The sequence below is a fragment of the Anaerosporobacter faecicola genome (genome assembly GCF_012070565.1).
In the GTDB taxonomy this organism is placed as follows: domain Bacteria; phylum Bacillota; class Clostridia; order Lachnospirales; family Lachnospiraceae; genus Anaerosporobacter; species Anaerosporobacter faecicola.
Map to the genome: position 1 here is coordinate 141,531 of NZ_JAAQRO010000008.1, position 12,085 is coordinate 153,615.

The 12,085-nt window shown below is 37.9% G+C and carries 9 protein-coding genes; all 9 read right to left on the reverse strand.

The features are described from left to right. Positions 1-361 precede the first annotated feature (361 nt). The 9 genes from HBB17_RS03860 to leuC all read right to left on the reverse strand — a co-directional run bounded on the left by HBB17_RS03860 (position 362) and on the right by leuC (position 12,075). Entirely contained in the window at positions 362-610 is a 249-nt protein-coding gene (locus HBB17_RS03860; protein ID WP_167955902.1) for a hypothetical protein, read from the reverse strand. After that, positions 573-1,259 (reverse strand): hypothetical protein, encoded by a 687-nt coding sequence (locus HBB17_RS03865; RefSeq protein ID WP_167955904.1) that lies wholly within the window; start codon positions 1,257-1,259, stop codon positions 573-575. Before HBB17_RS03865 ends, HBB17_RS03860 begins: the two co-directional genes overlap by 38 nt. Further along, positions 1,256-1,960 (reverse strand): LytR/AlgR family response regulator transcription factor, encoded by a 705-nt coding sequence (locus HBB17_RS03870; protein ID WP_238483668.1) that lies wholly within the window; start codon positions 1,958-1,960, stop codon positions 1,256-1,258. Before HBB17_RS03870 ends, HBB17_RS03865 begins: the two co-directional genes overlap by 4 nt. Positions 1,961-1,975: 15 nt before the next feature. Continuing rightward, the gene (gene essC / locus HBB17_RS03875; RefSeq protein ID WP_167955908.1) at positions 1,976-6,973 is read right to left on the reverse strand and encodes a type VII secretion protein EssC; all 4,998 of its coding nucleotides are present in this window, start codon (positions 6,971-6,973) and stop codon (positions 1,976-1,978) included. A 65-nt stretch (positions 6,974-7,038) separates the two neighbouring features. Further along, on the reverse strand, positions 7,039-7,590 hold the full coding sequence (locus tag HBB17_RS03880) for an FHA domain-containing protein (protein WP_167955910.1): 552 nt from the start codon (positions 7,588-7,590) through the stop codon (positions 7,039-7,041). A 33-nt stretch (positions 7,591-7,623) separates the two neighbouring features. Continuing rightward, on the reverse strand, positions 7,624-8,487 hold the full coding sequence (locus tag HBB17_RS03885) for a PP2C family protein-serine/threonine phosphatase (RefSeq protein WP_167955911.1): 864 nt from the start codon (positions 8,485-8,487) through the stop codon (positions 7,624-7,626). Positions 8,488-8,720: 233 nt separating this feature from the next. Then, positions 8,721-10,097 carry an aminopeptidase gene (locus HBB17_RS03890; protein WP_167955913.1) on the reverse strand — a complete coding sequence of 459 codons (1,377 nt, stop codon included), beginning with the start codon at positions 10,095-10,097 and terminating at the stop codon, positions 8,721-8,723. Between the two features lie 184 nt (positions 10,098-10,281). Then, a complete protein-coding gene (gene leuD / locus HBB17_RS03895; RefSeq protein ID WP_167955915.1) occupies positions 10,282-10,767 on the reverse strand; it encodes a 3-isopropylmalate dehydratase small subunit in 486 nt (161 codons plus the stop codon). A 42-nt stretch (positions 10,768-10,809) separates the two neighbouring features. Beyond that, a complete protein-coding gene (gene leuC, locus HBB17_RS03900; RefSeq protein WP_167955917.1) occupies positions 10,810-12,075 on the reverse strand; it encodes a 3-isopropylmalate dehydratase large subunit in 1,266 nt (421 codons plus the stop codon). Between the last annotated feature and the right edge of the window lie 10 nt (positions 12,076-12,085).

Here is a 12,085-nt window from a genome sequence, read left to right on the forward strand (position 1 = left end):
TTTTCCTTGCTTCGTATCATAACACATTTGTTAAATGATTTGTTGAAATCCTGACAGATGACATCAAATCCTGACAGATGACATCCTTTTGGCTAAATTTCACTCCTCTAATACCAAAAAAGACTAGAAAGGAGTGCAAAGAGTCGATACATCGTATCCTACTCTCTGCATTTCTTTCTAGTCTTTTCTATTCTGTCTGGTATTTCAATTCTTCCTGTCATTTCTATTGTGTTAATCACGCAATATGGTTTCTTAACGTAAACTTCGCACTATAAAATTATATCTAGCGAGCTACTTTACTCGAATACTGTAAGTGTGAAGTTTACGTTCTTATGATAACGCTTTTATGTATCTCTTATTCTCAGACCAACATCAACCGATTTCCTGTTATGATTCCATACTGTTCTAACGTTTCCTGCTTTTGTAATACTTCTTGTCGTTCAATGCATACCAGCATGAGTTCCCCTACTTCTCCAAACAATGTGCACTGTTCTTTCTGGCAGATCATCTCTGTTAATTCCTCTATAATCGTTCCCACTAAGGCAGTCTCATTCAGATTAAAATTATATTTTTTATTTAAGGACGGTACGTATAAGTCCACCTGAAGCATCTTCTTCTCCTCCTGCCATTTCTTGAATCAATTTCACAAGTACCTGTGTATCATATGGTATCCTTGCCATCTGCTCTCCCATCCCCTGTTCTATAAAACATTGAGAATTTTGTAAACAAAAATGCACTTCTCTGATTAACGTTTCCTTCACGAGATCCCACCACTTTACTGTTGTTAATATTCGTTTTTCCGTTCTTCTGTTGTAATCCACATCTCGTTCATCATACGTTAAGTATCCTTCTTCTAGGATTCGTCCCAAAAACTCTTTCTTTTCCACCTGATACATTCGAATTGCATCTTCTCTTGTATCTGTGGACTCCGTTATAAGAATTCGGTCATCATCAGAAAGATAGCAGCATTTCCCTGCATATACCCCTTTGTCGGTTTCAATGGTTATGGCTTCTTTGGCACTTTTAATTTGAGCAAAATAAGAAGTAAATGGTTGTTTCACTTGAAATGTATCCTGTTCTAAAGTGACCAACCCTTTCTTCATTAATTGATGCAATATTTGAATAAACGTTTCTTTTCCCATGGTTTCATGCTGACTTTCTAGAAAGCTAAATACTCTATGAATTCCACAGCGATTTGCTAATATTGCGAATTCATTCATTGACAGGATGTATTTTTGTTGAATAATTTCTACTTTCATGCCAATCTCTCCTTTATTGCTCTCTGGTAACTTCTTGATGTGGGGATTTGGCTCCCATCATCTAACATAATGACATGTTGCTTTCTATTGATTTTCTCCATTCGATCTACGTTGATGATAAAACCACGATGGCATCGAACAAAGTTCTCCGGTAAGGCATCCTCTAAACTATTCATTGTTCCATAAAAACCGTATTCCTCTTCGCCAGTTACAACAAAGATTTTCTTCAATCTCGACTCAAAGTATAGAATGGAGGCATAAGCAACTTGAAAATTTTCTCCACTAATATCCATTGTGAAGCATGTATCTTCCTCTTCTGTCAACATTTCCTTTAACGCATAACGAAACATTTCCTGTAATGCCTGGTGAAGTTGTTGTTCCTCATACGGTCGTAATAATAAGGAAGCAGCCATAATACTTGGTCTTAGATATGTCATGGGTGAAATCGTATCATCAGCAATAATCAAAAGGACCATGTCTGGGAACTTCTTACGCATGAATTCCGCCAGTTCGATTGCATTCTCCCTTGTCAGATCAAGGCAGCTAAAATCCACCTTTTCTTTGTCTTGGAGAATTTCTCTGGCTTGCTCCATCTCTTCGCAGCAATCAATATTCCAATCTTGTGGATGATAACAAGTGATTGTATTCCTTACCACCTTTTCAATTACGCTCCCCTCTTCCTTATAACCACATATAAGCATATTGATCACTTGATCTTACCCCCTAGCTAACGGTAACACGACCTTACTTGCCACACTCTCGTCTTCCTCACTTGGCGTAAGCGCTATACCAGGTTTCATCGTTTTGCTCTGTTCCATATATGGAATATTACTGAAATTAAACGTTCGTTGGCCAGCAACATTTCCACCAAGATGTAGCCCCTTCTTGTAATTTGCAAAGATCGTATATGCTCGATACCCACTTAATGCCGCTGCTTCTTCTGGGTTTACACACCCAAATATGTATATATTATGTAGACTGCCTTTATCCAGTATATTTTCCATAAATCCACTCATATTCCCCACTCCCTTTTCAGGCGTATAGATACTCTTCATATATGCTTCCATATCTGCGATGATTATGAATATTGGTTCCGTTTTGCTCATCTTCTGGTAGATTGCTTCATCTTCAAGTCCATCTTCTGTATATTGGTGCTTTGCTTTATTTCTTTCCACGAAAATTGTGGTCATATTCTTCCAGTAATCAAAGATTTCCTGGTCCGTAGTCACATATGTTGCACCAATCTCATCGGATATTTTTCTTAATTGCAGGTTGCTGTCATCTACAATACAGATCTTTCCCTTCCTTGCATATGCGGCATATAGAATTAGCTTAAGAACATTTGTCTTTCCTGTTCGTGGACGTCCAGATATTAAATAACAATAAGTCTGCTGTAATGGAATACTATAGCAAGATGCATCTTCCATATTGTAACCAATTGGCAGTTTATCCTTTTCTCGAATTGCCTGTTGGTATTCCTCCAATTCAAGAAGGTTGCTAAGTAATGGACGCTCTGGAATTTCTGGTACCTTTCTGGCTGTCTTACCTTTCCAAGCCTGATTCCAAGTATTACATTGCTCTTTAATCCGTTCTGCTCTTTGATAATCATCTTCTGCCTTCATTGCTAATGCAGTCTGGAATTCTAAGATATTTCCATTCATGCTAACAAGTCCACGGCCTTTTACATCTGCTTCTGGAAGGACATTAAAATGCATTGTTCGCATAGCATCCCCATACTTAAACTTATCTCCCATCTCCAGACATAATACCGTACGAATATTATCCCCAATCCGACTCTGTATCTCGCTACTTCCAAAACCAGCTGAGGTAATCACTAGATAGATGCCATACCCCGCACCATCTCTAGATATTTGAATTAATATATCCTCAAATTCATTGTCTGTTTTCTCCCGAAAATTGGCATAATTATCAATCGCGATCACAATAGATGGAATGGTTCGTCCATGTACTTGTACATACTGGCTGTAATTTCCTCCCTGTAGCAGATTTTTTCGTTCTGCTAACATTCGGCCAATCATACAGAAGAACTTACGGATCTTGTCCTCATCATTCTCAAACATCACACCGCCTACATGTGCTGCTTCCTCGAATGCAGCAAGCATATGGCTACTAAAGTCAAGAATATACACATTCACATGCTCCGGTGTATAACGATTCATCAAGGAATAGAGTAAGGTTTGAAGAAATGTACTTTTTCCACTAACGACCGTACCACAGATTGCTGTATGCCCATTTTCTGCAAAATTAACACACACCGGATTTTGAGCCTGATTTTCCGGATCATCACATAATCCAATGTAAGCTTCTAATGTCCACTTTTTATCTGTCGTTTTCCATTCCATATCTGCAAAACTGGTATCCTTATAGCCAAACAACTCTTCCAGATATAGATATTCTGGAAGTACTGGCAACCACAATTGCAGGTTATGGGTATATCCATGATCAGCAGCAATGGAACGTAAATATTCCACAACAGCATCCAATTGCGTCTTTTCTTTCAACTCTGGTAATTTTTGACCTCGCAAGGAAGCGGTTTGAATCAGAATCTTCATCTGTTCTGGGCGAAGCTCCTCTAATGTTTGAACTGGACAACAAGCAAGCATCTGTAAAAATTCTTCTAAACGCTGTCGATTGTATGGATTATCTGGATAATCTATCTTTGCCTCTTCTAGCCGCTTAAAGGACTCTCGAAGTAGATGGTTTTGTTTCTCAACATTTTGAATACAATCCGATAGGGTACTTGTAGTTTCCTTAAGTGCTGTACACAAAATCTTTGTTAATAACATAAGCCACTTAATTCTCGCATCTTCTTTACGCTTGATCTTTGTTTTACTTCCCACAATAGCCGTCTTTCCATTTAGTGTGAGCATTGTTGCGATCTCTGTATGGACTTGTGCTGCGTCTTCATCATAAACCGCTCCACTCCAACCAGATTGAAATAATTCATATATCTCATCATTTCCAACCTGTAGATAGCAACGTCCCGCCTGTGTAATGTAGGCAGCATCTGGTTTATGCAGCATATCATTACTATCCTGTCGATCCTGAACCCGCAGACATAGGCGGAATTTTGTGTTCGCCCATATGTTATCATCGACCATACCACTTGGTTTTTGTGTTGCTAGAATCAGATGTACCCCAAGGCTTCGTCCTACCTGTGCTACACTGATCAACTCTCTCATAAAATCAGGTTCTTCTCTCTTTAATTCCGCAAACTCATCAATAATAATAAAGAGATGAGGAACAGGAATCTTCGCTTCTTTATTCTTAAGGAGTCTTGTATATAGATTAATGTTATTCACACCATGTTCGTTAAAGATCCTTTGCCTTCTTTTATTCTCACTCTTAATGGATACCATTGCTCGATGCACCTGGTTGCCTGATAGATTGGATATCTGTCCAATCATATGTGGCAGATCAGAGAACAGATTTGCCATTCCACCACCTTTAAAATCAATAACAAAAAAGCCAATGTCATCTGGGCTAAAGTTAATGGCTAAGGAAAGCATATAGGTTTGAAGCGTTTCACTTTTACCAGATCCAGTTGTACCTGCGATCAGCCCATGTGGGCCATGGTATTTTTCATGAATATCCAGATAGCAATCTGCTCCACCTTGCTTTTTCCCGATTAATGCTTTCATACTATCATAGGTTCGATTTTTCTTCCAACGTTCTATAACATTTAACTCGTCTAACCTTGATATTCCATACATCTCAAAAAACTCTAAAGAAGATGGAATATCGGAACTACTCTCCAATTCACTTACCTTGATATTCGCAAGTCTTCTAGCCAATGTATCGACCTCTTCGCAGCTTACCTGATCAAGTTTAATTCCTTCTTCTTCTCCACTCCGCTCCAATGCGTTATAGAATACGGCTTCTTCCTCCTCAACACAAAGAATATCTTCACAAGCATTGGGCAATTGTTCATTGCGTTCTGATAATAATATGGTAGTGATTCCGTATTCTTCTCTTGGATCAAGAAGATATTTAGCTATTGGCTCTCCCACCAGCATTCGTACATCTCCAACGAAGATCACATAATGTGGTTTTACTACTTTCTTGGAATAGAATGAAGAACTACTATATTCTAAACGTATTCGTAATATATTGGCTAATTCATAGAAAACATCACTTGCCTCTAATTGATCTGACGCTACATAACGAGTTTTATAGTCTGCTGACCAAACATGTGGAAGCCATTGCGCAAATTCCCACATCTTCTCATCTTCCGTCTTTCGATCGTACAAGAATACCATCTTCACATCTGTATAGCAGTTATTAGCAGCAATCTGACTTGCCATAATATGCATTGCCTTCATACAACCAAGCCGATTTTCTCCACCAACTACTCCTAGCAAACGATGTTTCATCAAATTAACTCCCACCGGTACATGATACAACGTTTTATAATTTTCACGGATCGTTTCTGGTTTTTCCATTAACTTATCTTCAATAAGCTGGAATCTGGCCTTTGGAACCTGAATTGGTGCTTGAAATGGTATACTTCCGATTCCCAATCGTACAAACAAAAAATCATCATGGGTGTAATTCCGATTCCATAATGCTGCCTCTTTCTCTCCATAAGCAACACACTGACATGTATCAGGATAGGCATCCAGTAAAACTTTCGTGTTATGTTCGTATTTATCCCGGATAAAATCGATCATCTTAAGAAGATAATTTCCATATGCATTGAATCGTAATTCTTCCTCTTCCTTCTGTTCCTTTTTGGCATATCTTAGATTCAGTAATGCCCAGATTACACCAATGATTGCAGAACCAGCAGCGGTCACCAATCCCGTATACATAAAAACAGAGGATCTCCCTCCATTACTCCTCATTGCCAACATGGACATCATACAGCCAAGCATCATTGGTATTGCCATGGTAAAGGAAGGACCAATCGTATAAAGTAGTGGTCGATCCTTTGTATGTTTGGCTGCTGGAGGTCCTTCGATTTCAATAGGATCACTGTATATCTTTAAAACCGTTCGTGGAGAACGGTTGAAATACGGATTCTTCTTATTATTTTTAGCGACCAAAACGGTACTGTCTTGCTGAACATATTCGGACAAACTCTTTGGCTCTATAACTATATTTCCATCAATACTGGAGATTGCAAGCATCTCTCCTAGGTATACCATATGAAGACCGAATATATCGATACAATCTGCATAATTTAATTGCTGCTTTTCCTTTACTCGAAGGGAATTAACAAAGATTCCATTTGCGCTAAAATCCTCAATAAATACCTCTCCATCTCTTCGTATAATTCTTGCATGATTTCTGGACACATAGTTCTTTGACTCATAACAGATCATATTGTCTGGACTTTTTCCAATTGTTATTTCCCTCTTATGGGAAATATCTAATTTTTGATAGACATGAAATACCGCTTGCGTCTCAACAACTATGATATTAATACTGATCTGTCCTGCAACGATTACTTCTAAGATATCTCCATTTTTCAATACCTTATCAAAATACACTTCATCCCCTTTACGAATCGTGTAATCCTTGCTTTGAACAAAACTCCACTGTCTATCTCCTACTTCTAGACCGATTTCCAAATTATCTTCCAGAGAAAACAGGGTTTTATTCAATGTTAAGGAGTCATCCGCATTGGTAATCGACGGCAACACATGTTTAAAAAACACCCCTTCTGCATATAGCATTAATACTACGCTCATGAATCCGTACTTCTCCTCTCTGTACATTCTTTCGTGACCAGACGGAAAACACTAGTTTACACTCTCTATAGATATCTCTTATTAATAAAAAATAATTCTATTCGAAAAGTCACCTCGCCAATTTGAAGCAGATCTTTGTTCTTCAATTCGATGGCTTCCTCATTTCCTAGTACACAGTAATTTCCTTTTCTCTTAATGATTGTTCCATTGGAAGACCCCATATCCTTAATCCAAACCGTCTGTTGATTCTTAAAAATCGTGCAATGTATTCCCGATACCATCGGATCTTTCAAGCAAACATCAGAAGTTTTAGGGTTTCTCCCAAAAGTAATAATTTTTTCTAAACTAAAGATGTAATTCACTTTTTTCTTTGCCTGTATAGTCACTAACTGAAGCATCTGCCTATCTTCTAGGTGATATCGTTTATCCTGTACTTGATCTTCCTGCTTTTCATCTAATACTGGATTGACAAGTGCATTGCATAACGCCTCCTCCTTTATGATGTCAAATGCTGCCTGGTTTCGTTTTTGGATCTGTTTTCTTCTACGATGTCTTAGCATACATAATAGGAAACTTATGCATGCTATTCCAATCCCAATTACGATCTTACTAATCATTTTCTTTTCCTCACACAATCTATCTTTTCTTCTTTATTGAGTGATTTCACAATCTGGTAGTGTTTTTACTACCTCCTCCTTAGAAAGCTTTAGTATCATTACCGTTATATTATCTCGTGAACCACGCCGTCCTGCTTCCTCCACAAGTCTTCTTGCAATTACATCTGCTTCCCTGTTACGATATGTATTCAGTAAATGTTCGATATCTTCTTCTTTCATTGTTTCCATCAAACCATCACTGCAAAGCATTAGGAGCATTGGTTCAAATGGAATGCTTCCATAATGCGGTTCAATGAGGAATTCCGATTTTGAAATTCCAAGAAATTGGGTCAATCGATTTTTCCCAAAGTTCGTGTTCTGCTGTTGCTTATCGTCCTCCATTGTCTCTTGCATCTTAAATTGCTTGTGTTTTGCCGTTTCCATAAGCATCATAGCTTGGTTATGATCTTCAGATAGTTGTTTGATTCGATCGTCTTTTAATAGAAAGATCTTACTGTCCCCTATATTCGCATAGATAATCTGTTCTCTCTCACAATACACCAATGCTAATGTACTACCTGTTTTTTTTCCTACTTTTTCAAGTTCTACAACTCTCTCATTCGCTTCCTTGATTAACCGATCAATCTCATAAAAAGAAAGACCCTCTTTATGATGAAGCAACTGCTTTTCATTCTTTACAAGATACTGTACGACAACTTGAGAGGCTTCCTTTCCATAACCAGTTCCACCCATTCCATCACATATTGCACATATAGCGGGTAGTACAATATCTTCCGAAGTTTCCATCTGTATCTCTTCCTTGTATCCATAATGGTGATTCATAATATAATTATCTTCATTTTTTTCACGAAAGGAGCCTTTCACAGTAAAGACAGCACCTTGAATCTTATGGTTCATGGGGATAATATCTCCTTTCTAGTAATACAACGCAAAATATTCCATTTTTTCCTATAGTATAGTTTCATTATACTCATTTTTCATTTACATTCAACTATTCACCAAGCCTCTGGGACTAATGACTTACCCTCGCCATCTTGTCGTAGTAATGCGAACAAGAAAAACCCCCTCATCACATTCATCATGAATTGTGATGAGGGGGTTCCCATATTGTTCATACTTTACAAATCTGCTTACGCTTCCTTCAAGAAGGCAACATAACCTTTCTTTGCTTCGTATACATCGGCTTTACTTGTTACTTCCCATGGTGCATGCATATTTAATACAGCAACACCACTATCAATTACTTCCATACCATAAAGAGCTAAGATATACGCGATGGTTCCACCGCCACCCATATCTACTTTACCAAGTTCTGCTGTTTGGAATGCAACATTATGTGCTTCCATCATAGCACGGATTCCCGCAAAATACTCTGCATTGGCATCATTTGTACCTGATTTACCTCTTGCTCCTGTATATTTATTGAATACAATACCTTTTCCAAAGTAAGCAGAATTCTTTTTATCAAATGCAGATGCGAAAGATGGATCATATGCAGCGCTAACATCTGATGATAACATCTTAGAATTTGCTAAACATCTTCTTAATTTCAGTTCAGAAAATCCTCCCATACGATCAATCAATTCTGCTAATGTATTCTCAAAGAATTTGGATTGCATACCAGTTGCACCAACACTACCAATTTCTTCTTTATCAACAAGTAAACAACAACTTGTTTTCTTCATATCTTCCACTTCTAACATGGCAACCAAAGAAGTATAGGCACACACACGGTCATCTTGTCCATAAGCCATAATCATACTTGCATCCATACCAGCTTCTCTGGCTTTTCCTGCAGGTACCACTTCTAATTCCGCTGATAAGAAATCATCTTCTTCAAAACCGTATTTGTCTTTTAACAATTTTGCTACATTTGCTTTTACGGCATCTTTTTCCGTATCTTTCAGAGGAATGGAGCCAAATACAAGATCAAGAGCTTCCCCTTCAATCACTTTTGCTGCCTTTTTCTCCAATTGTTCAGCAGATAGATGAATTAATAAGTCAGAGATAAATAGTACTGGATCACTTTCCTCTTCTCCGATCACAACATTGATCACTTCTCCATCTTTCTTAACAACCACACCATGAATTGCTAATGGAAGCGTTACCCATTGATATTTTTTGATTCCACCATAATAATGTGTATCCAAATATGCAAAACCAGTCTCTTCATATAATGGATTCTGTTTGATATCCAAACGAGGAGAATCAATGTGTGCTCCTAGAATGGATAAACCATTTTCAATTGGTTCACTTCCGATGTTAAACAATGCGATTGCTTTTTTCATGCAAGTAGCATATACTTTATCACCTTTTTTTAATGTTTTGTTGCTTGCGATCACTTCTTGAAGATCAACATAACCATGTTCTTTTGCAAGAGCAATGGTCTTTTCTACACATTCTCTTTCTGTCTTTCCTTCATCAAGGAACTCACGGTACCCTTTGTTTAATTTTTCAAGATCTTGTAGATCTGATTCTGTATACTTCGTCCAAACTACTTCTTTCATCTGTATAACCTCCACTATATGTATGTCTATTTCTGTATAAATGCTCCGTTTATTCTATCCAATATATGAATATACAGTCAATTTATGCATGTCACATATGTTTTATTTTATTGCATAATCGATCAATCGTCAATGGTATAAAAAAACTTCGCAACAAGTTATCTTGTACGAAGTTTTTTATCTATTATTTTTGATTAATATAGTTAATCAAGCCTTCTGCCTTGATAATCTTTTGCATAAATGCAGGAAATGCCTGTCCCTTGTACTGTGTTCCTTTCGTCTTGTCATAGATCATACCATTGTCAAAATCAATTTCCACTTCATCCCCAGCTTCAATTTCTTTCGCTGCTTCTGGACATTCGATGATTGGTAAACCTATATTAATGGCATTTCGATAAAAGATTCTTGCAAATGTTTCTGCAATAACACAGCTGATTCCAGATGCTTTGATGGCGATTGGTGCATGTTCTCTTGATGAACCACAGCCAAAATTCTTATTCGCTACCATGATATCTCCTGGTTTCACACGATTTACGAAATCAGCATCAATATCCTCCATACATTTTTTTGCTAATTCTGCAGGATCCGATGAATTCAAATATCTTGCAGGAATGATTACATCTGTATCTACATTATCACCGTATTTGTGTACTGTTCCACATGCTTTCATGTTTGCTCCTCTCTGCGACTACTCATCGCTGTTCAATTCCAATTATAGACCTAGTTCTTCCGGTCCAGAGATTTTACCAGTTACTGCACTTGCCGCAGCTACTGCTGGGCTTGCAAGATATACTTCTGAATCCACATGACCCATACGTCCTACAAAGTTACGATTGGTTGTTGCAACCGCTCTTTCCCCTGCTGCAAGAATACCCATATGTCCACCAAGACATGGTCCACAGGTAGGAGTCGATACAACACCGCCTGCTTTGATAAAGGTTGCCAGTAAACCTTCCTCCATTGCTTGTAGATAAACTGCCTGTGTAGCTGGGAATACAATCAAACGCATACCCTTTGCAACTTTACGTCCTTCCAATACTTTCGCTGCAATTCTTAAATCTTCAATACGTCCATTAGTACAAGAGCCGATTACTACTTGATCGATCACTACTTCGCCAACTTCATCGATTGTCTTCGTATTCTCTGGAAGATGAGGGAATGCAACCGTAGATTTTAATGTAGAAAGGTCAATCGTATAAACTTCTTCATATTCTGCATCTGCATCTGCCTCATATGTGGCAAATGTTTTTGTAGAATGCTCCTTCATATAAGCAATTGTCTGTTCATCTACAGGGAAGATTCCATTCTTAGCACCTGCTTCAATTGCCATGTTTGCCATTGAGAAGCGATCATCCATCGTAAGATTTGCAATACCGTCTCCTACAAACTCCATGGATTTGTATAATGCACCATCCACACCAATCATTCCAATGATATGCAAGATGATATCTTTACCACTTACCCATTTACTTGGTTTTCCTGTTAATACGAATTTGATTGCGCTTGGTACTTTAAACCATGCCTTTCCGGTTGCCATACCAGCTGCCATATCCGTACTTCCTACACCTGTTGAAAATGCGCCAAGTGCTCCATATGTACAAGTATGAGAATCTGCTCCAATTACTACATCTCCTGCTACAACCAAACCTTTTTCTGGTAACAGGGCATGTTCAATTCCCATTTCTCCAATTTCAAAATAATTGGTAATGTCATTTTCCTTTGCAAAATTACGAACACATTTACAATGTTCTGCTGACTTAATATCTTTGTTTGGTGTGAAGTGATCCGGTACAAGTGCAATTTTATCTTTATCAAAAACAGTTTTTGTATTCATTTTATCCATTTCATGAATTGCTACTGGTGCTGTTACGTCATTTCCTAATACTAAATCAAGATCTGCTTCAATCAGTTGTCCTGCAGATACATGATCAAGACCAGCATGAGCAGCTAATATCTTCTGCGTCATTGTCATTCCCATAATTGATTCC

Excerpts from the sequence above, each read along its gene's own strand:
- HBB17_RS03870 (WP_238483668.1), bottom strand. The coding sequence starts at position 1,960 with ATGCTTATATGTGGTTATAAGGAAGAGGGGAGCGTAATTGAAAAGGTG.
- leuC (WP_167955917.1), bottom strand. The coding sequence starts at position 12,075 with ATGGGAATGACAATGACGCAGAAGATATTAGCTGCTCATGCTGGTCTT.
- essC (WP_167955908.1), bottom strand. The coding sequence starts at position 6,973 with ATGAGCGTAGTATTAATGCTATATGCAGAAGGGGTGTTTTTTAAACAT.
- HBB17_RS03880 (WP_167955910.1), bottom strand. The coding sequence starts at position 7,590 with ATGATTAGTAAGATCGTAATTGGGATTGGAATAGCATGCATAAGTTTC.
- leuD (WP_167955915.1), bottom strand. The coding sequence starts at position 10,767 with ATGAAAGCATGTGGAACAGTACACAAATACGGTGATAATGTAGATACA.
- HBB17_RS03860 (WP_167955902.1), bottom strand. The coding sequence starts at position 610 with ATGCTTCAGGTGGACTTATACGTACCGTCCTTAAATAAAAAATATAAT.
- HBB17_RS03890 (WP_167955913.1), bottom strand. The coding sequence starts at position 10,097 with ATGAAAGAAGTAGTTTGGACGAAGTATACAGAATCAGATCTACAAGAT.
- HBB17_RS03885 (WP_167955911.1), bottom strand. The coding sequence starts at position 8,487 with ATGAACCATAAGATTCAAGGTGCTGTCTTTACTGTGAAAGGCTCCTTT.
- HBB17_RS03865 (WP_167955904.1), bottom strand. The coding sequence starts at position 1,259 with ATGAAAGTAGAAATTATTCAACAAAAATACATCCTGTCAATGAATGAA.